18 protein-coding genes and 4 pseudogenes are annotated in these 25,755 nt (G+C 48.5%); 17 read left to right on the forward strand and 5 right to left on the reverse strand.

The window, feature by feature from the left end; translation table 11 throughout:
- Positions 1-15: 15 nt before the first annotated feature.
- From hisZ to hisI, 5 genes and pseudogenes are all read left to right on the forward strand, one after another.
- A pseudogene (gene hisZ / locus DW965_RS06830) lies at positions 16-1,184 on the forward strand (ATP phosphoribosyltransferase regulatory subunit).
- Positions 1,185-1,205: 21 nt separating this feature from the next.
- Positions 1,206-1,844: an ATP phosphoribosyltransferase gene (hisG, locus tag DW965_RS06835; RefSeq protein WP_022461875.1), complete on the forward strand. Its 639-nt coding sequence runs from the start codon at positions 1,206-1,208 to the stop codon at positions 1,842-1,844.
- Complete coding sequence (gene hisD, locus DW965_RS06840; RefSeq protein ID WP_055226357.1) at positions 1,841-3,139, forward strand: histidinol dehydrogenase; 1,299 nt, start codon at positions 1,841-1,843, stop codon at positions 3,137-3,139. The genes hisG and hisD overlap by 4 nt, the downstream gene beginning before the upstream one ends.
- 54 nt (positions 3,140-3,193) lie before the next feature.
- On the forward strand, positions 3,194-3,730 hold the full coding sequence (hisB, locus tag DW965_RS06845) for an imidazoleglycerol-phosphate dehydratase HisB (RefSeq protein WP_242991106.1): 537 nt from the start codon (positions 3,194-3,196) through the stop codon (positions 3,728-3,730).
- Positions 3,731-3,785: 55 nt separating this feature from the next.
- Positions 3,786-4,097, forward strand: a pseudogene (gene hisI / locus DW965_RS06850) (phosphoribosyl-AMP cyclohydrolase); the annotation flags it as partial.
- A gap of 101 nt (positions 4,098-4,198) precedes the next feature.
- Here hisI and DW965_RS06855 read toward each other — a convergent pair.
- Positions 4,199-5,614, reverse strand: a complete 1,416-nt coding sequence (locus tag DW965_RS06855) for an NCS2 family permease (RefSeq protein ID WP_117509154.1) — start codon at positions 5,612-5,614, stop codon at positions 4,199-4,201.
- A 312-nt stretch (positions 5,615-5,926) separates the two neighbouring features.
- On the opposite strand from DW965_RS06855, the gene DW965_RS06860 reads away from it, so the two are divergent.
- On the forward strand, positions 5,927-7,588 hold the full coding sequence (locus DW965_RS06860) for a Na/Pi cotransporter family protein (protein ID WP_117508987.1): 1,662 nt from the start codon (positions 5,927-5,929) through the stop codon (positions 7,586-7,588).
- 118 nt (positions 7,589-7,706) lie between these two features.
- Here the strand turns inward: DW965_RS06860 and DW965_RS06865 are convergent, their stop codons facing one another.
- Complete coding sequence (locus DW965_RS06865) at positions 7,707-9,185, reverse strand: S1C family serine protease (protein ID WP_117508986.1); 1,479 nt, start codon at positions 9,183-9,185, stop codon at positions 7,707-7,709.
- A gap of 213 nt (positions 9,186-9,398) precedes the next feature.
- On the opposite strand from DW965_RS06865, the gene DW965_RS06870 reads away from it, so the two are divergent.
- Positions 9,399-10,928 (forward strand): ASKHA domain-containing protein, encoded by a 1,530-nt coding sequence (locus DW965_RS06870; RefSeq protein ID WP_117508985.1) that lies wholly within the window; start codon positions 9,399-9,401, stop codon positions 10,926-10,928.
- 76 nt (positions 10,929-11,004) lie between these two features.
- Positions 11,005-13,350: a ferrous iron transport protein B gene (gene feoB, locus DW965_RS06875; RefSeq protein ID WP_055265179.1), complete on the forward strand. Its 2,346-nt coding sequence runs from the start codon at positions 11,005-11,007 to the stop codon at positions 13,348-13,350.
- Positions 13,351-13,446: 96 nt separating this feature from the next.
- Here the strand turns inward: feoB and DW965_RS06880 are convergent, their stop codons facing one another.
- A complete protein-coding gene (locus tag DW965_RS06880) occupies positions 13,447-14,238 on the reverse strand; it encodes a hypothetical protein (protein ID WP_117508984.1) in 792 nt (263 codons plus the stop codon).
- 354 nt (positions 14,239-14,592) lie between these two features.
- Here DW965_RS06880 and pfkB point away from each other — a divergent pair, with 354 nt between their 5' ends.
- The 5 genes and pseudogenes from pfkB to DW965_RS06905 all read left to right on the forward strand — a co-directional run bounded on the left by pfkB (position 14,593) and on the right by DW965_RS06905 (position 20,417).
- Positions 14,593-15,501, forward strand: coding sequence for a 1-phosphofructokinase (gene pfkB / locus DW965_RS06885; protein ID WP_055265175.1), 909 nt, complete (start codon positions 14,593-14,595; stop codon positions 15,499-15,501).
- A 15-nt stretch (positions 15,502-15,516) separates the two neighbouring features.
- Entirely contained in the window at positions 15,517-17,430 is a 1,914-nt protein-coding gene (locus tag DW965_RS06890; protein WP_055265173.1) for a PTS fructose transporter subunit IIABC, read from the forward strand.
- A gap of 69 nt (positions 17,431-17,499) precedes the next feature.
- Positions 17,500-17,757, forward strand: a complete 258-nt coding sequence (locus DW965_RS06895; protein WP_022463097.1) for an HPr family phosphocarrier protein — start codon at positions 17,500-17,502, stop codon at positions 17,755-17,757.
- A 262-nt stretch (positions 17,758-18,019) separates the two neighbouring features.
- Positions 18,020-19,668: pseudogene (gene ptsP / locus DW965_RS06900) on the forward strand (phosphoenolpyruvate--protein phosphotransferase).
- Positions 19,662-20,417: a DeoR/GlpR family DNA-binding transcription regulator gene (locus DW965_RS06905; RefSeq protein WP_055265168.1), complete on the forward strand. Its 756-nt coding sequence runs from the start codon at positions 19,662-19,664 to the stop codon at positions 20,415-20,417. The pseudogene ptsP and the gene DW965_RS06905 overlap by 7 nt, the downstream one beginning before the upstream one ends.
- Before the next feature lie 89 nt (positions 20,418-20,506).
- On the opposite strand, the gene DW965_RS06910 is transcribed toward DW965_RS06905, so the two are convergent.
- Positions 20,507-20,953 carry a hypothetical protein gene (locus tag DW965_RS06910; RefSeq protein WP_117760316.1) on the reverse strand — a complete coding sequence of 149 codons (447 nt, stop codon included), beginning with the start codon at positions 20,951-20,953 and terminating at the stop codon, positions 20,507-20,509.
- Between the two features lie 59 nt (positions 20,954-21,012).
- The gene (locus DW965_RS20385) at positions 21,013-21,138 is read right to left on the reverse strand and encodes a hypothetical protein (RefSeq protein WP_256359687.1); all 126 of its coding nucleotides are present in this window, start codon (positions 21,136-21,138) and stop codon (positions 21,013-21,015) included.
- A 203-nt stretch (positions 21,139-21,341) separates the two neighbouring features.
- Between DW965_RS20385 and DW965_RS19820 the strand changes: the two genes are divergently transcribed.
- The 4 genes and pseudogenes from DW965_RS19820 to DW965_RS06930 all read left to right on the forward strand — a co-directional run bounded on the left by DW965_RS19820 (position 21,342) and on the right by DW965_RS06930 (position 25,751).
- Positions 21,342-22,631, forward strand: coding sequence for a transposase (locus tag DW965_RS19820; protein ID WP_243004525.1), 1,290 nt, complete (start codon positions 21,342-21,344; stop codon positions 22,629-22,631).
- Between the two features lie 15 nt (positions 22,632-22,646).
- Positions 22,647-22,952 (forward strand): annotated as a pseudogene (locus DW965_RS22065) (hypothetical protein); the annotation flags it as partial.
- A 71-nt stretch (positions 22,953-23,023) separates the two neighbouring features.
- Positions 23,024-23,695: a DUF1638 domain-containing protein gene (locus DW965_RS06925; protein WP_055227877.1), complete on the forward strand. Its 672-nt coding sequence runs from the start codon at positions 23,024-23,026 to the stop codon at positions 23,693-23,695.
- Between the two features lie 475 nt (positions 23,696-24,170).
- Positions 24,171-25,751, forward strand: a complete 1,581-nt coding sequence (locus DW965_RS06930) for an ATP-binding cassette domain-containing protein (RefSeq protein ID WP_117508980.1) — start codon at positions 24,171-24,173, stop codon at positions 25,749-25,751.
- The last annotated feature ends 4 nt before the right edge of the window (positions 25,752-25,755 follow it).

Genomic DNA, 25,755 nt, shown 5'->3' on the forward strand with positions numbered 1-25,755 from the left:
ACGAAAAAATTATACATGGAGAATCAGATTGAGCAGGTATTTCATGCGTTTGGATATCAGGATATTGAAACACCGACGTTCGAGTTTTTTGATGTATTCGGAAGAGAAGTGGGAACAACACCGTCCCGCGAGCTCTACAAATTCTTTGACCGCGACGGCAACACCCTTGTGCTCCGTCCGGACTTTACCCCGTCGATTGCACGCGCAGCCTCCATGTATTTCATGGAAGAGACGATGCCGATCCGCCTTTGCTACAGAGGAAGCAGCTTCGTCAACAGCAGCAGCTATCAGGCCGCTTAAAAGAGTCCACCCAGATGGGCGTCGAGCTCTTAAACGATGATTCCGCAATGGCAGACGCAGAGATCATTGCGATGACCGTAAAAGTTATGCTGGATGCCGGTCTTACCGATTTCCAGATCAGCATCGGCCACGTAGGTTTCTTCCAGGCGCTCGCCGAGGAAGCTGCGCTCGCCGAGGATGTTCTGAACGAATTAAAAGAACTGATTTCCATTAAAAATCATTTTGGCGCCGAGGAGCTGCTGGCAAAACAGAACCTTCGAAGTGATCTGTTTGAAGCACTCCGTGATGTTCCGCAACTGTTCGGAAATGCAGAGATTCTCGAAAAGGCAAAAGGCCTTACAAGAAATCCGGCGGCAAGAGAGGCACTCGATCGTCTGGCTACGATCTATGAGATCGTTAAAGATTACGGCTATGAAAAATACGTCTTCTTCGATCTCGGCCTTTTAAGCAAATTCCATTACTACACCGGTATTATTTTCCAGGCCTACACCTACGGCACCGGCGAGCCGATCGTAAAAGGCGGCCGCTACGATGCACTGCTGCAGCACTTCGGAAAGAAAGCGCCGGCGATCGGATTCTGTACTGTCATGGAATCTCTGATGAATGCACTGGAGCGCCAGAAAATTTCTCTTCCGATTGCCAATACGAAAACGATGCTACTCTACCCGGATTTTCTTCAGCCGCTGGCCGTAAAACTTGCTAACGAGCACAGAAGCAAGGGCATGGATGTCGCGCTGGTCTGCTTTGCAAGGGACAAGGTTCTTGCAGATTATGAAGAATACGGCAGAAAGAACCAGTTCGGCGGCATTGTCTATATTCAGAAGAGCGATTCGGTGCTTGCTATCGATTTGTCGACAGGAGAAGTACAGCCGGTGGAGCTGTAGGAGAGGAAGGGTACGAAAAAGATGAGATATTTGACCATTGCACTGACAAAAGGACGCCTGGCGTACCAGACGCTGGAGCTGCTGGAAAAAGTCGGCATCACCTGCGATGAAATGAAAAATAAAGATACGAGAAAGCTGATTTTCACGGACGAAGAGCATAAGCTCCGTTTCTTCCTCGCCAAAGGTCCGGATGTGCCGACCTATGTGGAGTACGGCGCAGCGGATATCGGAATCGTCGGAAAGGACACGATTCTGGAGGAAGGAAGACGCCTCTACGAGGTATTGGACCTTGGCTACGGCAAGTGCCGCATGTGTGTCTGCGGACCGGAATCCGCGCGTGAGCTGCTGCAGCACAACCAGCAGATCCGTGTGGCAACGAAGTACCCAAACATTGCCAAGGATTACTTCTACAACCGCAAGCACCAGACCGTTGAGATGATCAAGCTGAACGGCTCGATCGAGCTGGCACCGATTGTCGGACTTTCCGAAGTGATTGTGGATATTGTAGAGACAGGAAGCACTTTACGGGAAAACGGCCTGACCGTTCTCGAGGAGGTCTGCCCGCTGTCTGCGCGCATGGTTGTCAACCAGGTGAGCATGCGGATGGAAAATGAGAGAATTACCAAATTAATTCAGGATCTGAAAGGAGCACTGGTATGAGAATCGTAAAACTGACAAAAGAGACCACAGAAAATATTCTGGAGAATATGCTAAAACGAAGCCCGACACAGTACGGAACGTACGAGGCTTCCGTGCAGGAGATCATTGAGAATGTAAAAACAAGAAAAGACGCAGCCGTTTTCGAATATACCGAGAAATTCGACCACGCGGTACTCGATGCTTCTACCGTAGAAGTAACACAGGAAGAGATTGATGAGGCGTACAACATCGTAGATCCAGAGCTGATCGGTGTCATCCGCAGATCCATGAAAAATATCCGTGAGTTCCACGAAAAACAGAAACAGAACAGCTGGTTCACCTCTACCGAGAACGGAACGATGCTTGGCCAGAAGCTGACCGCCCTGAACCGTGTCGGCGTATACGTTCCGGGAGGAAAGGCAGCGTATCCGTCCTCTGTTCTGATGAACATTCTTCCGGCAAAAGTGGCAGGAGTCAAAGAAATCTGCATGACAACGCCGTGCGGCAGAGACGGAAAAGTCAACCCGGTTGTCCTTGCAGCAGCAAAAGAAGCCGGTGCGGACCGCGTCTTTAAAATCGGCGGTGCACAGGCAATTGCAGCCCTTGCTTACGGAACCGAGAGCATTCCAAAAGTCGATAAAATCGTAGGACCTGGAAACATCTACGTTGCCCTTGCAAAGAAAGCCGTATACGGAAATGTCAGCATCGACTCCATCGCAGGCCCAAGTGAGATTCTTGTCCTTGCTGATGAGACTGCAAATCCGCGGTTCGTGGCAGCCGATCTCTTAAGCCAGGCTGAGCATGATGAGCTTGCAAGTGCGATCCTCATTACCACCTCCCAGGAACTGGCAGAGAAGGTAAGTGAAGAGGTAGACGGTTTCTTAAAAGTCCTCTCCAGAAGCGACATCATCTCCAAATCACTGGACAACTTCGGCTACATCCTTGTCACCGATTCGCATCAGGAAGCGATCGACACCGTAGATGCCATCGCACCGGAGCACCTCGAGATCGTGACGAAGAACCCGTTTGAGGATATGATGAAGGTACATAACGCCGGTGCTATTTTCCTCGGCGAGAACTCCAGCGAGCCTCTCGGTGACTATTTTGCCGGCCCGAACCATATCCTGCCGACGAACGGAACCGCAAAATTCTTCTCCCCGCTGTCCGTAGACGATTTCGTGAAGAAATCCAGCATCATCTATTATTCCAGAGAAGCCCTTTCCGAGATCCACGAGGATATCGAGAGCTTTGCAAAATCAGAGAGCCTGACGGCACACGCCAATTCGATTGCCGTCCGTTTTGAGGGGGAAGAGTAAGTGGAGAACAGAACAGCCAGCGTAGAACGCGTGACAAAAGAAACAAAGATCCGCATGACATTAAATCTGGATGGAACGGGAAAGAGCGACATCCACACCGGCATCGGCTTTTTTGACCATATGCTCGACGGCTTTGCCCGCCACGGTCTTTTCGACCTTTCCGTTTCTGTAGATGGAGACCTTGATATAGACGGCCACCACACGATCGAGGACACCGGTATCGTGCTCGGAACTGCAATCCGCGAGGCAGTCGGCGACAAACAGGGCATCCGCCGCTACGGCGACAAAATCCTTCCGATGGACGAGACACTGGTGCTCTCGGCCGTTGACCTCTGCGGCAGACCGTATCTCTCTTTCCAGGCAGAATTTACGCGGGAGAAAGTAGGAGAGATGGAGACCGAGATGGTAAAAGAATTCTTCTACGCCGTTTCCTATGCGGCGCAGATGAATCTGCATATCAAAGTGCTTGACGGCGGAAATAACCACCACATCATCGAGGCGATGTTCAAAGCATTTGCGAAGGCACTCGATGAGGCAACTTCCTTCGATCCGAGAATTGCCGGCGTGCTCTCGACCAAGGGCAGCCTGTAAGAGCAGAAAAAGAGGAGAACAAGAGATGAAACAAGCATTAAAATGTGATTTTACCTGGGCGGATTTTAAGACAAACAGCGACGGCATGGTTCCGGTTGTTGTACAGGATGCGGAAAATGACGAAGTGCTGATGCTCGCCTACATGAATGAAGAAGCGTTTGAGACGACACTGCGCCTTGGAAAAATGACGTACTGGAGCAGAAGCCGCAATGAGCTCTGGACGAAAGGACTGAGCTCCGGCCATGTGCAGTATGTAAAACAGCTTCTGATCGACTGCGACAACGATACAATTCTTGCCAAAGTAGAACAGGTCGGCGCAGCGTGCCACACCGGAAACCGCACCTGCTTTTACCGGACCCTGGCAGAATAAAAATTTTTGATTCAGAGCATAAAAAGAGCTCCTGTTTCACAGAATAAAATCTGTGGGACAGGAGCCTTTTTATGCAGTTCTGTATCGTTAAAAAGCCATTACAGAAGAAGGTATTTTAAGATAAACAGAACAGCCAGGATGTACATGATCACGCTGATCTTTTTTTCTTTTGCTTTTCCGCTCAGGATCTGGATTGCAACGTAGGAGATAACTCCCATGGCAATACCTTCGGAAATGCTGTAGAAGAATGGCATTGCTCCGATGCAGATGTAGCACGGAATCGCCTCGGAAAGATCGCTGAAATCAATGTTGACTACGTTGGTCAGCATGTAGAAGCCTACCACGATCAGTGCCGGAGCCGTTGCAAAGGACGGGATGGCAAGGAAGATCGGGGAGAGGAACAGAGCGAGGCCGAAGAGGATTGCAGTGGTAACAGCGGTAAGACCGGTACGGCCGCCTTCGGAAACGCCGGAAGCACTCTCAACGAAAGTCGTTGTGGTAGAAGTACCAAGAACAGCACCTGCGCAGGTAGCAACAGCATCTGCCATCAGCGCGCCCTTGATGCGCGGAAGTTTTCCGTTTTTGTCGAGCATGTTTGCCTTGGAAGATACACCGATCAGAGTTCCGATGGTATCAAACATATCGACAAACAGGAATGCAAACATGATCACGAAGAACTCGCCTGTTTTCAGAATGGAGAAATCCAGTTTTCCGAAAATCGGGGCAAGGCTTGGAATGGAAAGTCCGTTGGAAAAATCCGGGAACAGGCTGTAGAAGCCGTTTGCCGGGTTCGGAACGTAGAGACCGCATGCCTGGCAGATCATGCCGAGGATCCAGGTTGCAAGAATTCCCCAGAGGATGTTTCCTTTTACATTGCGTACGACAAGAACAGCGGTGAGGATAACACCGATGACTGCGAGCAGAACGGTGATTCCGACATCGTTAAACGTTCCTGCCACATACTCCGTTCCGTTTAATGTGGCTGCAGACTGCAGGTTGGCATTGTAGGAAGACAGGGAATAGAGGCCTGCCACGGTTGAAGAGTTCGGCAGTACAATTTTTGCATTCTGAAGTCCGATGAATGCGATGAACAGACCGATGCCGACGCTGACTGCAGATTTCAGGCTGACCGGAATGGAGTTGAAGATCGCCTCACGGACGTTGGTCAGAGAAAGTACAATAAAGATGATACCTTCTGCAAAAACGGCGGTCAGGGCTGCCTGCCAGCTATATCCGTATCCGAGAACAACGGTGTAGGCGAAATAGGCGTTGAGGCCCATTCCAGGTGCCAGAGCGAATGGATAATTGGCAAAAAGTGCCATGAGCAGGGTGCCAAGGAAGGCTGCCAGAGCCGTTGCGGTAAAGACAGCGCCGTGGTCCATGCCGGTGGAGGAAAGGATGTTCGGGTTGACGGCAAGAATGTACGCCATCGTCATGAACGTGGTGACACCGGCGATGATCTCGGTTTTGACCGTTGTTCCATTTTCCCGCAGCTTGAATGTGTTTTCCATCAGCTTGCTAAACTTTTCCATAGTTTTCTCTCCTTTTGAATTTTGTAGGCGGAAATGTCGCCTCATAATATGGAAACATCCTAAATGTTACAATATTATCAAGTAGAATGCAAGAAAGAAACGAAAAGAATCTGAAAATTTCTTGTCGAAATTTTTAATTTTTCTATAGACAAATGTCATGATTTCTTTTATGATAAAAAAGGTGTCTTGTAAAATCTGCGTTAAGGAAATGTAAAATATTGAGACCAAAACATGAAAATGCTTTGACAGGGATTTTGAAAAGACATCAGAAAAAGACAAGGAAGAAAAAAGAATATGAGTGTAATAGTGTCTTTGATGGGCGGTCTGGGCTTCTTCTTATATGGAATGAAGCTGATGAGTGAAGGACTGCAGAAGGTTGCCGGATCCAAGATGAGAAGCATTCTGGAGGTATTTACGAAGAACCGTGTGATCGGTCTTCTGGTCGGTATTTTCTTTACCGCGCTGATTCAGTCCTCCAACGCTACAACCGTTATGGTGGTCAGCTTCGTAAACTCCGGTCTGATGAAACTGGCACAGGCTCCTGGAATTATCCTCGGAGCAAACATCGGTACGACAGTTACCGGACAGCTGATTGCGTTTGACCTTGCGGATATCGCGCCGCTGTTTGTCATCATCGGTGTTCTGATGGTTATGTTCGTAAAGAACAATCTGACGATCAGCCGTCTCGGCGAGGTTATCTTGGGATTTGGTATTCTGTTTATGGGTATCTCCGGTATCTCAGGAGCCCTGAACGAAGCAAAAGAGATCCCGGCAGTCGTTAACGCCCTCGGATCCCTGACGAATCCGTTTCTTGCGTTCTTAGTCGGCTGGGTGGCTACCGCGATTCTGCAGAGTAACTCTGCAACGGTCGGAATCATCATGCTTCTTGCAAGAGAGGGCTTGATGGGACTTCCGATCTGTCTGTTTATGATGCTTGGATGCAACATCGGATGTACGATGTCCGCTATTCTTGCCAGCTTCGGCTGCAAAAAAGATGCAAAACGTGCGGCATGTGTCCACCTGCTGTTCAACATCTCCGGAACGATTGTCTGCTCCATTATTTTCCTGCTGTTTGGAAATCAGGTAGTTGACTTCTTTATGGGTATTTCCGGAAACGAAGCAGGCCGTATGATCGCAAATGCAAACTCGATCATCAAAGTATGCCAGGTACTCCTGATGCTGCCGTTTACCCCGCTTCTGGTGAAGGCAACGTACTTTATCATCCGCGGAAATGACGAGGAAGACAAAAAGTTCGAGCTTGCCTACATCAGCTCGAAACACGCGATGTCCCCGACGACTGCAGTTCTGCAGGCTGTCCGTGAGATGGAGCGTATGGCACAGATGGCAGAGACCAACCTGATTCGCGCGATGAATACGCTGGTGACCCGCGATCAGAAAGAAATCGATGAGGTCTACCGTGTCGAGGAAAATATTAATTTCCTGAACAAAGAGATTACGAACTATCTGGTTCACTTAAATCAGGCATCGCTGCCGACATCAGACGTTATGCGCATCGGAGCGCTGTTCCATGTGGTCAATGATATCGAGCGGATTGGTGATCATGCCGAGAATGTCGCAGATTCTGCTGTGCAGATGACGAATGACAATGTGACCTTCAGCAAACAGGGCGAACTGGATCTTTCCGAGATGCTGGATATGGTATTAAAAATTCTCGATGAGTCGATCGAAATGTTTGCAAAGAATGATCTGCAGCACCTGCAGGAGATCATTGATATTGAAAATTCCATTGATCAGGAGGAGCGGGATCTGCAGCAGAAGCATGTAGAGCGTCTGACCCGCAACGAATGTACGCCGGAAGCCGGCATGATCTTCTCCGATCTTGTATCCGGACTCGAGCGTGTCGCGGACCATGCAACCAATATTGCATTCTCCATTCTGGATGAAGATCCGGAAGAGAAAGCAGCCCGCGAGGCAGTTGCAGGAGCAGAAAAATAAGAAATGGATTAAGAGAATAGGAGAAAGGCCCCGAAACATTGGAGTTATGTTTCGGGGCCTTTCTTTCATGCTTATGATGTTTTTTATTTATGGATTTCTTTCACGGGAGAGCGGGCAGTCAGATCGAAGGAGTAGCGGAGGTCAGGGTATTTCCACCCTCTGCAGAGCGGGATGAACCCGCATTCTGCTGGGAATCGCTCTGCTGATCATCTGAAGAGCTGGTGCTCGTTCCGAGGGTCAGTGAGAAGGTCTTTGTCTCATAGGATCCGTTGTCTGGAACCTGTACTTCCACCTCAACGGTTTCGCCGGCAGAGTAATACTGCAGCAGGGATTTCAGCTCGCTGGTGGAGGTGATGGAATGTCCGTCAAAGCTGGTCAGAACGTATCCGGATTTCAGACCTGCATTTTCAGCGGCACCGCCGGAGGTTACTTCGGAGATATAGATGCCGGCCGGCATATTGTATGCCTGCTGGATCTGGCTGCTGACATCGAGGCATTTGATGCCGATCGTTCCCTGATCTTCTGCGGCAACCTTTGTTCTGGTCTGCTCATTCATCAGATTTTCAATGATATCGGAAACACGGGAGACCGGGATTGCATAGCCCATGCCCTCTACCTCTGTAGAAGCAAGTTTTGCGGAGTTGATACCGATGACCTCTCCGTTCATGTTCAGAAGAGCGCCGCCGCTGTTGCCAGGGTTGATGGCTGCATCGGTCTGTAAGTAGGTCTTTCCGGTTGTATCAGTGGAAGAAGTATCTGCCGTTGTTCCATCGGAGCTTCCGTCAGAAGAGGAATCGCTGTCGATCACACGGTTTGCAGCACTGATGATACCGGTCGTAACGGACTGGCCGTAGCCGAGTGCGTTGCCGATCGCAACGACCTGCTCGCCGACCTCAACGGAATCAGAATCGCCCATCGTGGCAACAGCGATGCTGCTCATCGTGTCATCCGGGATCTCGGAGAGCGGAACGGCGATGACGGCAAGATCGTTATCGGCATCGGTACCTTTGATATTTGCCTTGCAGACCTGATTGTTTACAAAACTAACAGAAAGAGTATCGGCATCTTCTACTACATGGTTATTGGTGACGATCAGAAGCTCGGTGTCATTCTTTCCGATGATGATACCGGAACCGCAGCTTGTGGTCTCCTCGGTCTGCGGAGTCTGGGCACCGTAACCGAACATGCTGAAGTAGTTCTGTACTTCCTGTACGGACTGGTTTGTGATGGAGACGATCGACGGCATTGCGTTTTTCGCAATCGTGGAAACATCCATCGTTCCGGTGGAAGTGGAGCTTGAGGATGTGGCAGCGGCTTTTAAGAGGCTGCTGTTGGAAGTCGTCTGCTGTGCAGTGGTTGTTGTTGCAGTGGCTGTCGTGCTTCCGGCAAAGTGGTTGACTGCCTGGAAGGTACCGCCGGCAACACCGCCGAACAGAACTGCGCTTAAGGCGATGGCTCCGATTTTTTTTGCAAGCTTAGCAGCTTTTTTGTTTTTGGAAGAAGGTTTCTTTCCGTTGAAGCTGTTCTGCTCTGCTGCCATCATGTTCTCATTATTGGTTTCGTTTTCGTTATTGTAGTTGTTTCTGTAGTCCATCATAATAAATGCTTCCTTTCTGGTATCTGTATTTTAAACTGTGTTCCGGAATCGGCTTCCGGTTTTGTTTGCTTCCTTTTTTGTTTCTATGCTTTGCAGTATAATGGGAATCTGTGATGGAAATGTAGTAAAAATGTGAAAAAAATAAGTTCTCTGGAAAAGAGAAAAGTGCTACAATAAGAAACAGAAAAATGATCAGGAAATGAGGAAGTAATAATGAATAGAGGAATAACACAGAAACAGTATCTGGGGTTGGTCCCGCCGACGGAGGAGGACGCCCGCTCCAGCCAGATGCGGATACTGGATGCATTAAAAGAGAAAGGAATCACCGCATCATTTACCCTTCCAGCGCTGCAGAAACTGTATCCCATCTGCGATGAGGCAGACTATAACATAACGGTTTCCCTCGCATGGAATGGAAGCATCTGGCAGGTGGTTGATCTGGAAGCGGGCGATACAGCAGCAGAGCATTACGGCTATGCCGCTGATCTTGGAAGTACGACCGTCGTTGTGCGCCTGGTAAACTGCAGCGACGGTACTGTGCTTGCCGAGGAGAGCGAATACAACCGCCAGACTGCCTATGGAACCGATATTCTGACGAGAATCTTTGCCTGTAAGGATAAACCGGAGGTACTGCAGGACATCCGTGCGTGTACGATGGAGACATTTACACTGCTCTTTGAAAAACTTCGCCAAAAGACAGGAATTGCGCCGTCGGATGTTCTCTCAATGGTCGTATCCGGCAACACAACGATGATCCATTTCCTGCTGGGACTGGATCCGTTCTGCGTCTTTTCATCCCCGTACGCCGTGCGCGCAGACCGCGTCGGATTCCTTCCGGCGAAAGAGATGGGATTTCCCATGAAGGGATGTGTCTACTGCGTGCCGGGAAAATCCAATTACCTGGGCGGTGATATATTAAGCGGTATGATCGCAACGGAACTCTATAAAAAAGAAACGATCAGCGTTTTTTTTGATATCGGAACGAACGGCGAGCTTGTCGTCGGAAACCGGGAATTTCTGCTCTGCGGCGCAGGCGCTGCCGGTCCGGCGCTCGAGGGCGGCGTGGTCAAAACCGGCATGCGAGCTGCAGAAGGCGCTGTTGATACGGTAAAAATAGAAGACGGGAAAATCCAGTGCCATGTAATCGGAGAGGGTAAGCCAAAGGGCATCTGCGGTTCCGGCATTATCGATCTGCTCGCGGAATTATTCCTAAATGGCTGGATCAACCTGTTCGGTACCCTGCAGCCGGAGCGGTCCGAAAAGATCAAGGAAGACCCGGAGACGGGAGAGTGGTGCGTTGAATATAGTGAAGGGCTGTGCTTCTATCAGAGTGATATCGCCGAATTCCTTCGTACAAAGTCAGCGGCCTACACGATGGTTGAGTACATGATGCGTGAATCCGGCATTTCCATGGAAGAAATTGACCGGTTTTACGCGGCTGGTGCATTTGGAAAGCACGTTTCAAAGGAATCCGCCATCACGATCGGCATGTACCCGGATATGGACCGCAGCCGCCTGATCTGCGCCGGAAATACGTCGCTTGCGGGAGCAGAAAAAATCCTGCTGGATCGGACCTGCATCGACGATATTGACCGCATTCTGGACGAGATGGTCTACATCCAGTTCGGCCAGGTCGCCGCTTTCATCTCTATGATGAAAGCGGCCCAGGCAATCCCACACACGGATCTGGAGCTGTTTCCGAGTGTACAGAAGAAGCTCGAAGAAAAACAAAAAGAGAAATAATGGCAATTGCTTGACCGCAGTCGAATTGTGTCATATACTTACTATTGATAATGAGAATCAATAAGGAGTGAAATATATGACACTGAAAGAACTGCCGATCGGCAAAACAGCGACCGTCCGCACGGTAGGAGGAGAGGGCGCGCTGCGGCAGCACTTCCTAGATATGGGAATCATTCCGGGGGCGGAAGTGACGATGGTAAAGTATGCACCGATGGGAGACCCTGTGGAAGTGCGGATTCACAGCTATGAACTGACACTCCGCCTCGCCGATGCCGGACGGATTGCCATTGATGAGATGCGGGACGCTGTAAAAGAAAAAGAGCAGCCGGATGCGAAAGCAATTCCGCATCCCGGCTTTGGAGAGGGCGGAAAGTACCACAATAAGGCAGAGGAGCATCCGCTGCCGGAAGGAGAGCTGTTGTCCTTTGCGCTGGCCGGAAACCAGAACTGCGGCAAGACCACCCTGTTCAACCAATTAACGGGATCCAACCAGCACGTCGGAAACTTCCCCGGCGTGACCGTAGACCGGAAGGACGGTGAAATCCGCGGCCAGAAAAACACGCTGGTCACCGATCTTCCCGGCATTTATTCGATGTCGCCGTATTCAAGCGAAGAGATCGTCACCCGGAATTTCGTTCTGAACGAGCATCCGCGCGGCATCATCAATATTGTAGATGCGACAAATATCGAACGAAACCTGTATCTGACGATGCAGCTGATGGAACTCGACGTTCCGATGGTACTGGCCCTCAACATGATGGATGAGGTACGCGAAAACGGCGGTTCTGTGCTCGTGAACCAGATGGAAGAGAGACTTGGCATCCCGGTTATCCCGATTTCCGCTGCAAAAAACGAGGGAATCGATGAACTGGTTGCCCATGCTGTCCATGTGGCCAAATACCAGGAAAAACCGGGCAGAAAGGACTTCTGTGAGGCGAATGACCACGGCGGTGCCGTCCACCGTGCGTTGCATGCGATCATGCATCTGATCGAGGATCACGCCGCAAGGGCGGATATTCCGGTGCGGTTTGCGGCGAGCAAGCTGGCAGAGGGCGATGCGCTGATCCTGGAGCAGCTGGCCCTCGATGAAAACGAGAAAGAGATGCTCGAGCATATCGTCTGTCAGATGGAGACGGAGCGCGGCCTGGACCGCGCGGCGGCGATTGCGGATATGCGTTTTAATTTTATTGAAAAAGTCTGCCGTGAGACCGTGGTAAAACCAAAAGAGAGCCGCGAGCATGTGCGGAGCACAAAAATTGACCGTGTGCTGACCGGAAAATATACGGCTCTGCCATGTTTTGCCGGGATTATGGCGGCTGTCTTTTTCCTGACCTTCCATGTGATCGGAGCATCGCTGCAGAGTGTGCTGGAGGTTCTGATCGGAAAACTGACCGAGCTCGTGGACAGCGCCATGACAGCATGGGGCGTCAATCCGGTGCTTCATTCCCTTGTGATTGACGGTATTTTTAACGGCGTCGGAAGTGTCTTAAGCTTCCTTCCGATCATCGTCACCCTGTTTTTCTTCCTGTCCATTCTGGAAGACAGCGGCTATATGGCGCGCGTGGCATTTGTGATGGATAAGCTGCTCCGGAAAATCGGCCTCTCCGGCCGCAGTATCGTGCCGATGCTGGTCGGTTTTGGCTGTACCGTGCCGGGCGTCATGGCGAGCCGCACCCTGCCTTCCGAGCGTGACCGGAAAATGACGATCCTATTAACTCCGTTTATGAGCTGTTCGGCAAAACTTCCGATTTACGCGTTCTTTACCGCCGCATTCTTCCCGAAATACAGTGCCCTTGTGATGGTTCTTCTGTATTTCGGTGGTATCTTCATGGCTGTCCTGATGGCGATGCTGATGCAGGGAACTTTATTCCAGGGGGAAGCCGTTCCGTTTGTCATGGAGCTTCCAAACTACCGCATGCCGGGGGCAAAAAATGTCGGACAGCTTTTGTGGGATAAGGCAAAAGACTTCCTGCAGCGGGCATTCACCGTCATTTTTGTTGCCACGATTGTGATCTGGTTTTTACAGACCTTTGGAACGCATCTCAATGTCGTGGAGGACTCCAAGGACAGCATTCTCGCCGTTGTCTCCGGCCGTCTCGCCCCGGTTTTTCGGCCGCTTGGATTTGGAGACTGGAGAGTATCGACCGCCCTTCTAACCGGATTTATGGCAAAGGAGAGTGTCGTCTCCACACTTTCCGTACTGTTCGGCACGACCGCGCAGCTGACCGAAATTCTGACACCGGTTTCCGCATTAAGCCTTCTGGTTTTCTGCCTCCTCTATACGCCGTGTGTGGCGGCAGTCGCTTCCATCAAGCGGGAGCTTGGCGGCAGATGGGCAGCCGGTGTTGTCGTTTCCCAGTGTGTGATCGCCTGGCTGGCAGCTTTTGTCGTACATGGCTTTGCACTGCTGTTTGGCATGTAAAAAAGAACATTAAATAAGAAAAGCTCTGCAGAACAGAAAATGCAAAATTCTGATCTGCAGAGCTTTTGATATATGGCTGGTAAAAAAATGCCGGTTTTAAATTTTTCGTATCACATGCTTTAAAATTCCTGTCTTGTGGAGCAGAAAGATCGAGCAGTCCATAAACAGATGGGCAAGAAAGGTGCTCAAAATGACGCCATTTGATTTCAGCAGAAAGCCAACATGGAACCCATACCAGCACACGAAACCGGAGTAGGCGCTCATGATGACAAGAAGCGGTAGATTTTCCAACACGCCCCGCATCGTTTCAAGAAAACTCTTGACCGTAAAGTCGAAATACAGGAAGCGGCCGACCGTCAGCGTCAGGAAATAGAGAATCAGCCCGTCATAATTCGTGTCCTCGTAGATAAAGCGGATGTACAGGAGAATCAGTACAATATAGAAGACCGAAATCAGCCGCACCGATGCTTTCTGCTCCGGCTCAAGATGCGTGAGCTTTACGAGAACCACATCGAGCCAGCTTGTCAGAAAGACGGAGAGCACGATAAAGACAAGAAGCACCACATCCTGATACTTCTCCCAGTACATCGAAATCTGCGGCAGACGCTCGTCGATAATGTAGTAGAGGGAGAGGAAGAGAAGAATCGAAGTGCCGGAGAAAACCAGCTCATAAAAGCTTTCCACAATCTGATACTGCCTGCGCTGGTGTTTCTTCCGGCGTATTTTTTTCGCTTTTTCCTCTGTCTCCTCTTTTAGCTGCCGCTGAATCTGCAATTTTGCAATCAGAAGCACAAGGGCAAGCACCAGAATCAGGCCGAGCAGTGAGACAAGCAGAAAACTGCCCACATTGGCGGGATCAAAATAGTGAAGAATATAGTATCGTTTCAAATAAAATCACCTCTTCTGGAAATTCTTTTTTTGATTTCTCTTCACTTTAGTACCAAATCCGGAAAAAGTAAAGTACAAAAATGAGAACAGAAAGAAAGTGTCTGATAAAAAATGACCGAAATGGAGAGAATAAAGTGATCAATGCGTGACAGGGAAGAAAAGATGACGATCAGTCAAAGTCGGTCAAAACAGGGCGATAAACCGGGAAAATCCGTCACAAAACTCTAAACTTATGCAAATGTGATAAAAAGAGAAGGGAAAATTCATGAAATATTAATGATTGATTTTGAATGAATATGACGATATGATAATCTTATCAAAGCAAACACGATCAAAATAAAGCAGGAGGGAAATATGATTTACACAGTGACATTCAATCCGTCTCTGGACTACATTGTATCGGTGGAAGACTTCAAGCTCGGCCTTACCAACCGCACAAGCTCCGAGCTGATGCTTCCGGGCGGAAAAGGAATCAACGTATCGACCGTACTTGGAAACCTTGGAATTGAGAGCACAGCGCTCGGATTTCTGGCAGGCTTTACCGGAAAAGAAATCGCGGGACGGCTCGACCAGATGGGAATTAAAAACGGCTGCATCTGGCTGGAAGAAGGATATTCCCGCATCAACGTCAAATTAAAGAGCATTGACGGAACTGAGATCAACGGACAGGGACCCGAAATCCCGGAGAAAAAAGTGGAAGAGCTGATGAAACAGCTTTCCGCACTCGGCGAGGGCGACGTTCTCTTCCTCGCAGGCAGCATCCCGTCATCCATGGCAGATGATGCCTATCAGAAAATTATGGAAATGCTCGACAGCAAGGGCATCCGCATCGTCGTAGACGCGACCCGTGATCTGCTGATGAAGGTTCTGCCGTACCACCCGTTCCTCATCAAACCGAACAATCACGAACTCGGCGAGATTTTCGGTGTGGAATTAAAGACAAGAGAGTCGGTTGTTCCGTATGCAAAACAGCTGCAGAAAAAGGGCGCACAGAACGTTCTGGTTTCCATGGCAGGCGAAGGAGCCGTTCTCGTTGCCGCATCCGGTGAGGTCTTTGAAGCTCCGGCCCCGAAAGGAAAGCTTATCAACGGCGTCGGCGCAGGAGACTCGATGGTAGCCGGATTCATGGCAGGCTACATGGAAAAAGAAGATTACCTCCATGCGTTCCATATGGGAATCGCAGCGGGAAGTGCAAGTGCTTTTTCTGAAAACCTTGCAACCCGGGAGGAAATTGCATCTGTCTACGAACAGATTACAAAATAAAAGGGAGGACGTCTCATGAGAATCACAGAGTTGCTGGACATCCGCAGTATTGCGCTGGATGCCGCACCGAAAAGCAAACAGGAAACGCTTGATGCAGCCGTAGCGCTGATGGTCAAAAGCGGAAAGATCACAGACGAAGATGCGTACCGTGCACAGGTTTACGCAAGAGAAGAAGAGAGCACCACAGGAATCGGAGAGGGAATTGCGATTCCGCACGGAAAATGTGATGCAGTAAACAAACCGGGCCTTGCAGCCATGGTGATCCCGAACGGCGTTGATTTTGATTCTCTCGATGGAGAGCCGGTCACCCTGCTGTTCCTCATCGCAGCGCCGAACACAAAAGACAACGTTCACCTCGATGTCTTAAGTAAACTTTCCATGATGCTGATGGATGAAGAGTTCACCAAGAGCCTTCGAAACGCAAGGACACCGGAAGAGTTCCTTGCCATTATCGACCGCGCCGATGAAGAGAAAAAGAGCGTAGATGAGCGTCTTGCAGAGCCGGTGGAAGCAAAAGAAAATCAGGTGAAGATTCTCGCCGTTACTTCCTGCCCGACCGGTATTGCCCACACTTACATGGCAGCCGAGGGAATCGAGAAAGCAGCGAAAGCAAAAGGATGCTTCGTAAAAGTCGAGACACGAGGCTCCGGCGGAGCGAAAAACGTGCTGACTGCACAGGAAATCGCCGATGCGGACTGCATCATCGTTGCAGCCGACGCACAGGTTCCGATGGATCGTTTCGACGGAAAGAAAGTCATTCAGCGCCAGGTATCCGACGGTATCAGCAAAGCAGATGAGCTGATCGAGCTTGCGATGTCCGGAAACGCACCGGTTTACAAGAGCGGCAATGCGCAGACAGCCGCAGCAAGCACGAAGAAGAACAGCGGCGGTATCGGCCACCAGCTGTACACCCAGCTGATGAATGGTGTTTCCCATATGCTTCCGTTCGTTGTCGGCGGCGGTATTCTGATCGCAATCGCATTCCTGATCGACGGACTTCTTGTTGATATGAACTCCCTTGATGCCGCAGCCAGATCAAACTTCGGTACGATTACCCCGGCTGCAGCGATGTTCAAACAGATCGGCGGCGTGGCATTCGGCTTCATGCTCCCGGTTCTTGCAGGCTACATCGCCATGGCAATCGGCGACCGGCCGGCACTTGCCCTTGGTTTTGTCGGCGGTATGATGGCATCGAGCGGAACCTCCGGTTTCCTTGGAGCACTCGTTGCCGGTTTTGCAGCAGGCTACATTATCCTTGGCCTCCGCAAAGCATGTGAGAAACTTCCGGAAGCACTCGAAAAGATTGCGCCGGTTCTGATTTACCCGGTAGTCGGCATCCTTGCGATGGGACTTCTGATGCTCTTCATTGTAGAGCCGATCATGGGAACCGTCAACACGGTACTGAACAATGGTCTTGCTTCCATGGGCGGATCCAGCAAGCTGATCCTTGGCATGATCCTCGGCGGCATGATGGCCATCGACATGGGCGGCCCGTTCAACAAAGCAGCTTACGTATTCGGAACAGCAGCCATCGCAGCAGGAAACTACGACATTATGGCATCCGTTATGATCGGCGGTATGGTTCCTCCGTGTGCGATTGCACTTGCAACCCTGCTGTTCAAAGATAAATTTACAAAAGAAGAAAGAGAATCCGGTCCGACCAACTTCATCATGGGACTCGCCTTCATCACTGAGGGTGCGATTCCATTCGCAGCAGCAGACCCGATCCACGTTCTTCCGGCCTGCATCATCGGCTCTGGCCTCGCAGGTGCGCTCTCCATGGCATTTGGCTGTACCTTAATGGCACCGCACGGCGGCATCTTCGTTGTACCGGTTATGGGAAATGCGCTGCTTTATCTGGTGGCAGTTGTCATCGGAACAGTGGTATCCGCAGTTCTGCTTGGAGTTTTAAAGAAAAAAGTTGCATAAAAGAGTAGAAAAAAGGCAGAAAACAAAGTAAAAATAAAAATATCAAAGATCCTATGGGAGGAAAAAATCATGAAAGAATTTAAGTATGTTGTAACAGATCCAGAAGGAATCCACGCTCGTCCGGCAGGAATGCTGGTAAAAGCAGTCAAAGAATTTTCCTGTGATATCAAGATCGCAAAAGACGGAAAAGCCATGAACTGCAAAGCCATCTTCGGCATCATGGGACTGGCTGTAAAACAGGGCGAAGAAGTTACCCTGACCTTCGATGGAGCAGATGAAGATGCTGCATACGAAGCAATCAGCAATTTCATGAAAGAGAACTTGTAATTCTACAGAGCCATGCGGAATGGAAGAAAAAAGTGCGAATCATGCTTGCATGAATGAGTGCTTTTTCTGGAATTCCATATGGCGAGAAGCCACATCGAAATGGAGCGTAAGCGGAATTGAGATGGGGCTCTGGAGAATTACAATATAGTAATCGGCAGGAGCGTGTTTGAAAAACTTTCTGAAACTAAGAAATCCTTTTTAAACACGCTCCGGCTGTCTGGACAGAAAATTCGGATATCGAGAACAAAGGTGGAGAAAACTTATGCAGATTTATCAGGGAAAAAGCGTATTTTCCGGCATTGCGATCGGAAAGATCCGCGTATACAAAAAGAATGAGCGTCAGGTAAAACGTGTGAAAGTAGAAAATCCGGATGCGGAGATGGCACGGTTTGAGGAAGCAAAGGCAAAAGGAATCGCACAGCTTGGCGTTCTGTATGAAAAAGCATGCAAAGAGGTTGGCGAGGCCAATGCAGCGATCTTCGAGGTACATCAGATGATGATGGAGGACGACGGCTACAACGAGTCCGTCGAGAATATTATCAAGAGCCAGGGCGTCAACGCTGAGTATGCCGTTGCAACGACAGGCGACAACTTTGCGCAGATGTTTTCTGCCATGGACGATGATTACATGAGAGAGCGCGCGGCAGACGTAAAGGATATTTCCGAGCGTCTGATCTCCATCTTAAACGGAGACGACACCGACGCATCCTTAAACGACGAACCGGCGATCATCGTGGCAGATGACCTTGCGCCGTCTGAGACGGTACAGATGGATAAGGACAAAGTTCTTTCTTTTGTTACCGTACACGGTTCTTTAAATTCCCACACCGCTATCCTTGCAAGAACCATGGCGATTCCGGCACTGGTCGGAACACCGCTTCCGCTGGATGAGAGCGTAGACGGAAAGCTCGGCATCGTGGACGGATCCGATGGAACCATCTATGTTGATCCGGACGAGGAGACTCTTGCTGCCATGCAGAAGCGTCGCACCGAGGAGGAGGAAAAGAAAAAACTGCTCCTCACCTTAAAGGGAAAAGAAAATATTACACTGGACGGACAGAAAATTCTGCTGTATGCTAATATTGGAAACATCAAAGACCTTGCGGCTGTCATGCAGAACGACGCGGGCGGCATCGGCCTGTTCCGAAGCGAGTTATCTATCTTGAGCAGGATCACTATCCAACAGAGGAGGAGCAGTTCCGTATCTACAAACAGGCAGCAGAGACGATGGCGGGAAAACGCGTCATCATCCGTACCCTCGATATCGGTGCCGATAAACAGTGCGATTATTTCGAGATGGAAAAAGAGGAGAACCCGGCACTTGGCTGCCGTGCGATCCGCATCTGCCTGACGCGGCCGGAGATCTTCAAGACACAGCTTCGCGCGCTGTTCCGCGCAAGCGCATATGGAAAAATTGCCATTATGTATCCAATGATCACAAGTGTCGGCGAGGTTCGCCAGATCAAAGCGATTGTGGAGGAAGTAAAAGCTTCTCTCGCTGAGCAGGGCATTGAGTACGGAAATCCAGAGCAGGGTATCATGATCGAGACCCCGGCGGCTGCCATCATCAGCGATGAGCTGGCAAAAGAGGTTGATTTCTTCAGTATCGGAACGAACGACCTCAGTCAGTACACCCTCGCGATCGACCGCCAGAACACAAAGCTGGATCCGTTCTTTGATCCGCATCACCCGGCGATCCTGCGCATGATTCAGATGGTTGTGGAGAATGCACACAAAGCCGGCATCTGGGCCGGTATCTGCGGCGAACTCGGCGCTGACCAGGAGCTGACAAAAGAGTTCCTTGCGATGGGCGTAGATGAACTTTCCGTTTCTCCGGGAAGCATCCTTCCGCTCCGCAAGATCATTCTGGAAACAAACGTGGCAGAATATAAGGCAGGAAAGAAATGTTAACACAGCAGAGACATGAGATAATTTTGAAACTGTTAAAAGAAAAGGGAAGCATCACCGTGACGGAAGTCCGGGATCTTCTCGATACATCGGAGTCCACGGTACGCCGCGATATCACAGCGCTCGACAAGGAGGGCAAGCTGGAAAAGGTATTCGGCGGCGCCGTGGAAGCCGGCCAGAAGGTGACGGCACACGAGTACACCGTTGCACAGAAAAATGAGCTGAACTGCGATGCCAAACGGAAAATCGCAGAATATGCGGCATCCCTCATCGAGCCGGACGATTTCGTCTTTCTCGACGCGGGAACGACAACGGCGCATATGATCGATTTCATCCGGGCAACCTCCGCCGTTTTCGTGACAAACGCCGTTGACCACGCACGGCGGCTGGCATCACGCGGGTTTAAGGTCATTCTGGTAGGCGGCGAGCTCAAAAGCTCCACAGAAGCCGTCGTCGGAAACCAGGCAATCCGCACGATTCAGGAATACCACTTCACCAAAGGCTTTTTCGGCACCAACGGTGTCACAAGAAGAAGCGGCTGCACAACGCCGGATGTCAATGAAGCAGTAATCAAAAAGACCGCCATGGAGCAGTGCCGCCAGTGCTACGTCCTCTGTGACGCAAGCAAATTTAACAGCATCAGTTCCGTTACCTTCGCAGACTTTGAAAAACCGATTTTTATCACGGACCGGAAAGTTCCCGGGTATGAGAAGAGCAAACATATCATCGTATGCGAGACGGAGCGAAAATAAAAAGCCAACATCTTACACGCACATAAATTGCAAAGCGCCCCGGCCCTGCAGATCATTTGGATGCAGGACCGGGGGCGCCGTTTACAGACTTATTCTTTGATTTCCGCCAGCGTTACATCTGGATGATGATACTGCGGACGATGTTTCAAAAATGGAACTTTAAGCAGGGTAGCATTCTTGGGACACCAGTGAAGACAGGCATAACAGGCTGCACAGGAATGTCCTCCATAAAAATACGATGCAGTAACAAAATCTTCTTTTGGCAGACTTCCGTCAGATGTAAAGTTTGTTTTTTGTTCTTTTATAAAAGATATGATAGATTTTAACCGTTCCGGTGCTTTTTTCAGTCGTTCCAGATTTTCCTGCTCTGAGCTGATTAAACAGTTGCCTGGCATCTGCAGATCAAAGACAGCCGACAGGTTTGCACCGCTGCGGGAAAGTGCCTGACTTAGGCTGACAAAAGAATTTCCGCTTTTTCCATTGTTAGAAGTCATGACGACAAAAGTATAGCAGTCAGGATTGACCGTTAACTTCAATAAAAATTCTTTTACAATCCATGGCAGATCGCTCATGTAGGTAGGAAAGACAAAACCGATTATATCGTTTTTGCAGAAAAAATTGCTTTCTGTTTTATAATATTCTCAACAGGCTGATTCAGCTCTTTTCCAATTTCTTTTGCAGCCCAAAGCGAATTACCAGTTCCGGTAAAATAAAAAATCATAAGTTTTTCCCTCTCTTTTTGAAGTTTATGACGGAGAAAATATTTTTATCCGTTTGCTTTATATTATTTTAAAACTATGATGTTGGGGTCAAAAGCCCCTCTATAGTACCTTGAAAAGTTCATATATTTTGTAGTAAATACAAGCCTAAATGGTTTACTTGCTGTATAATAGAGATATCTTAGTAGGAAAGAAGGCAATCTCTATGTCATTCAAAGAAAATACTTACCAGCAAATGTCATTTACAGATAGTTTTTCTGGATTAACTGCCAGAGAACAAAAAGCATTGGAAAAATCCTGGGCAAAAGTCTTTGCCGATGAAATATTTCCTGCCATTGATGAAAAGCGTTTTTCTGTCTTATACAGCGATAAGGCATCCAGACCGAATACTCCGGTCAACGTGATTGTTGGTGCGCTCATTATCAAAGAGCTTTTTGATTATTCCGATGACGAGATGGTCGAAAATCTTATGCTGGATTTTCGAATTCAGTACGCACTGCACACAACAAGTTTTGAAGAACAGTCTTTGAGTGACAAGACCTTAAGCCGTTTCCCCAAGAGGTGCTATGATTATGAAACACTTCACAACAAGGATCTTTATCATGATTGTGTGAAAGATTTAAGTGCTTCCATTGCAAAACTGGTGGGAATCAGCGGTAAAGTCAGGCGTATGGATTCCATGATGATCGAATCCAACGTCCGCAGGCTCAGCCGAATGGAACTGATATACACCTGCATTGCAAAGCTGGTGATGTATGTGAATAAAATCAATGGTTCCGCTCTGTCTGACGATTTAAAACATTATATCGATCCTAACGATTTTAACAGAGTGATTTATCATCAGCGCAGTACCGATGCAGATGAGCGCATGAAGCAGCTCTTAACGGATGCGGATAAACTTCTTGCCCTGTGTGAGTCTGATTACAATGATTCAACAGAGTATGATCTGTTTGTCAGATGCCTGTCAGAACAGACCATTGTTGAAAATGAAAACCGAAGACTCCGCACGAAAGAAGACGGCGGCATGAAATCAACCATGCTGCAGAATCCTTCTGACCCTGAAGCGACATTCCGGAATAAAGCAGGAAAAGAGCATCGAGGATATGCTGCTAATCTTGAAGAATCCGTTGGAGCCAATGGTTCTGTTGTAACAGAGTACCAGTATGAGCAAAACAACCATAGTGACAGTCAGTTTATCCAGGAGCACCTTGCGCAGATGGATAACCAGGAAGAACGGACTGTTATAGTCACGGATGGAGCATATAGTGGAACAGAAAACACACAACTTGCAGCTCATAAAAACGTAGAACTGATTACCACAAGTCTGACGGAGAAACCGGCTCCGGATATCCTTGCTGATTTTGAATTCAACGAAGAGGGAACAAAAGTCCTCCGATGTCCAGCCGGCCATGCACCGAAAAGCTGTTCTTATATGAAACCAAGCAATCAGTGTGCCGTTTCCTCTCTGCATGAGCAGTGTGCCAACTGTCCGTAGCAGGATCAATGCAAGCCGAAGATCTTTAAGAAGGTTGCAAAAATAGTAACATCCAAAGCAGCGCATGAACGTGCGAAAATCCAACGGAACATGAATAGCAAAGAATTCAAAAATTATACAAGGCTGCGTAATGGAGTGGAAACTGTTCCATCGAATATACGCAAGAATTACCACTTGGAAAAGATACCTCGTGGGAAACAGCGGGGCAAGTTCTTTTTCGGTTCCAAGATAGCAGCATTGAATTTCAGAAAACTCTTTATAGAAATAGAGGACAAAGTTATTTATGGTTTTGACCCCAACATCAAAACTATTGTAGTATAACATAGAAAGAAAAACTTACGGTAAACGACGCAGATAAATCAATTTTTATATATTGTACGAGGAGCACGAATATGGAAAAAGAAACCGTCATTTTGACTTGCAGTTCGCTGGAACGTTATGTGAAACGGGCACAGGAGAAGATGCATACCAATTATCCGATTATAGTCATTGACCGGATCTATCACGTAGAGCCGGCGACTATGAAAACGGTGATCTGGCAGGAACTGGAAAAAAGAAAAAGGAAGCCGGATACGATTCTGGCTGCCATGGGATTTTGCGGAGGAGTTTGGGACCAGGTGCGGGCACAGGTAAGGACTGTGATTCCAAGAGTAGATGATTGTGTGTCCCTGCTTTTAGCCACAGATGACCGGTACATCCCCAACCGCAAGGAGAGCGGGCATCTGTATCTTTATGAGGATGAGCCCGAAAAATTTTCTGTGTTATCACTATTGAAAGATTATCGGAAAGCATCCAAGGAATTTCAGGGACTAGATGAAGAAACGTTGTTCCACATGTGGTTTGACCAGTATTATTTTCTGGATATCATTGATACCGGGTATAATGATTGTTATGAACTTGCGTATGCGGAGCAGGCGCAGAAAAATGCAGATATGATTCATGCAGCGTTGGACTATGTGCAGGGAAGTAACCGAATCCTGGAAAAACTGGTGTCGGGAGAATGGGATGAGCAGTTTCTGGTAGCTGAACCCGGGCATTTGATCCGGCATGGGGATTTTTTCTGAGTGGAAAAGGATGTTCCAGCCCAGAGATCTGGCATTTTTGGAAGGTCTTGTACTATTTTTATGTAAAATGGAAAGATGCTGAGAAATTAGTTTGGCATTGACAGATCAGCAAATCTGTGATATTGTCCAACTATGCATAGAGCATATTTGAAAAATGCTTTTCGAAGACGCTTTAAAGCATGAATAGAAAAAAGAAAGAACATGAACGTGTAAAGGTGAGGGAATGTATCTGAAATAATTTAAGCTGGAAAACACAATTGTATTTTGGTAAGACCTGTTTGAAACGGGTTATTTTGTGTACGCTTAAATTAGATACTTAGACGATTCGTTATGTTCCGACACCAGTGCCATGCACGCTGTGTCTGTTTAGGATGCGGGTCTGTTTTGCGTACGCAAAGCGGGCTCGCTTTTTAAATACTCTAGGCAGAATTTTTTATGCCGTGAGAAAAAGAAAAACAGGCAGAAGGGAGTTTTTATGGCACAGATCAATGTCAGTAATCTAACCTTTGGGTATGAAGGAAGTTATGATACAATCTTTGAAAATGTATCGTTTTCAATCGACACTAGCTGGAAGCTTGGTTTTGTGGGAAGAAACGGAAAGGGAAAGACAACGTTTCTTCAGTTACTCCTGGGAAAATACGAATACCAGGGAGCGATCACCCGATCGGTTGTCTTCGATTATTTTCCGTATCCGGTGAAACAAAAAGATCTGGAACGGACAGCAGCGGAGCTGATGGAAGACTGGAAAGCGGGAGTAGAGAGCTGGAGAGTTCTTTGTGAATTGGAAAAAGTGGATATGGACGCAGAACTTTTGTACAGACCATTTGGTACGTTAAGCTTTGGGGAGCGGACCAGGGTCATGCTTGCAGTCCTTTTTTCCGGTGAAAATGATTTTCTGCTGATCGATGAACCCACCAACCATTTGGATCAGGACGCCAGAGAGATTATCAAAAAATATCTGGCGTCAAAAAAAGGATTTATTCTGGTATCCCACGACAGGGATCTGCTGGACGCCTGTATCGATCATGTGCTGGTTTTAAACCGGGCCTCGATCGAAGTGCAGAGCGGCAATTTTTCCAGCTGGTGGGAAAATAAGGAAAAAGCAGACAACTTCGCCAGAATGGAACATGAAAAACATGTAAAAGAAATTGGAAAACTAAAGGCAGCCGCCGACCGTTCTTCGCGCTGGGCAGAAAAAAATGAAAATACCAAGATTGGGTATGATCCAGCCAAAGAACATGACAGATCGATATCGACACGATCGTATATCGGAGCAAAGACGAAGAAAATGCAGTCGCGCGTCAAAGCGTACGAGGAGAGAATGGACCGGGAGATCGAGAAAAAGGAAGGGCTGTTAAAAGATATCGAAACGGTAAAAGATTTAAAGATTATGCCGCTTTCCCATTACAAAGAACGGCTGATCGAATGCAGGGATTTTTCCTTAAAATATCGGGATGGAAAAGAACATGTGATCACCGGATTGAATTTTGAACTGAAACAAGGAGACCGTGTTTTTCTGAAAGGAAAAAATGGCTGTGGAAAATCCAGCCTGATCAAGTATATTCTGACGCAGAACCTGCAAAATTCTTCCAATGGCGGAATCGAAAAGCGGAAAATTACGATGTCCGGATGCGAAAATCTTTCCGGCGAAAATATAATGGCAACGGGTACCTGTTCGATTGCCTCAAATCTCGTTATTTCCTATATCAACCAGGATACCTCGCATCTGTCCGGAACGCTGAAAGAATTTGCCAAAAAGCAGGAAATTGATGAGCCAATGCTCCTTTCCATGTTGCGCAGCCTGGATCTGGACAGAGAACAGTTTGTAAAAAACATGGAGGAATTTTCCGAGGGACAGAAGAAAAAAGTATTGATTGCTGCCAGCCTTTTAACACCTGCGTATCTCTATCTGTGGGATGAACCGCTGAATTATATTGATGTATTTTCACGGATGCAGATTGAGAAACTGATTGCGCAGTTCCAGCCAACGATGCTGATCGTGGAGCATGATGCAAGGTTTGCCAAAAAGCTGGCAACGAAAGTGGTAGAGCTTTGACCAG

Origin of the sequence: Blautia sp. AM47-4 (assembly GCF_003479865.1) — a bacterium.
Lineage (GTDB): Bacteria > Bacillota > Clostridia > Lachnospirales > Lachnospiraceae > Fusicatenibacter > Fusicatenibacter saccharivorans.

Bases quoted from the DNA above. Each gene is read 5' to 3' on its own strand.
- hisG (WP_022461875.1), top strand. From the start codon at position 1,206: ATGAGATATTTGACCATTGCACTGACAAAAGGACGCCTGGCGTACCAG.
- hisD (WP_055226357.1), top strand. From the start codon at position 1,841: ATGAGAATCGTAAAACTGACAAAAGAGACCACAGAAAATATTCTGGAG.
- hisB (WP_242991106.1), top strand. From the start codon at position 3,194: ATGACATTAAATCTGGATGGAACGGGAAAGAGCGACATCCACACCGGC.
- DW965_RS06860 (WP_117508987.1), top strand. From the start codon at position 5,927: ATGAGTGTAATAGTGTCTTTGATGGGCGGTCTGGGCTTCTTCTTATAT.
- DW965_RS06865 (WP_117508986.1), bottom strand. From the start codon at position 9,185: ATGATGGACTACAGAAACAACTACAATAACGAAAACGAAACCAATAAT.
- DW965_RS06870 (WP_117508985.1), top strand. From the start codon at position 9,399: ATGAATAGAGGAATAACACAGAAACAGTATCTGGGGTTGGTCCCGCCG.
- feoB (WP_055265179.1), top strand. From the start codon at position 11,005: ATGACACTGAAAGAACTGCCGATCGGCAAAACAGCGACCGTCCGCACG.
- pfkB (WP_055265175.1), top strand. From the start codon at position 14,593: ATGATTTACACAGTGACATTCAATCCGTCTCTGGACTACATTGTATCG.
- DW965_RS06890 (WP_055265173.1), top strand. From the start codon at position 15,517: ATGAGAATCACAGAGTTGCTGGACATCCGCAGTATTGCGCTGGATGCC.
- DW965_RS06895 (WP_022463097.1), top strand. From the start codon at position 17,500: ATGAAAGAATTTAAGTATGTTGTAACAGATCCAGAAGGAATCCACGCT.
- DW965_RS06905 (WP_055265168.1), top strand. From the start codon at position 19,662: ATGTTAACACAGCAGAGACATGAGATAATTTTGAAACTGTTAAAAGAA.
- DW965_RS20385 (WP_256359687.1), bottom strand. From the start codon at position 21,138: ATGATTTTTTATTTTACCGGAACTGGTAATTCGCTTTGGGCTGCAAAA.
- DW965_RS19820 (WP_243004525.1), top strand. From the start codon at position 21,342: ATGTCATTCAAAGAAAATACTTACCAGCAAATGTCATTTACAGATAGT.
- DW965_RS06925 (WP_055227877.1), top strand. From the start codon at position 23,024: ATGGAAAAAGAAACCGTCATTTTGACTTGCAGTTCGCTGGAACGTTAT.
- DW965_RS06930 (WP_117508980.1), top strand. From the start codon at position 24,171: ATGGCACAGATCAATGTCAGTAATCTAACCTTTGGGTATGAAGGAAGT.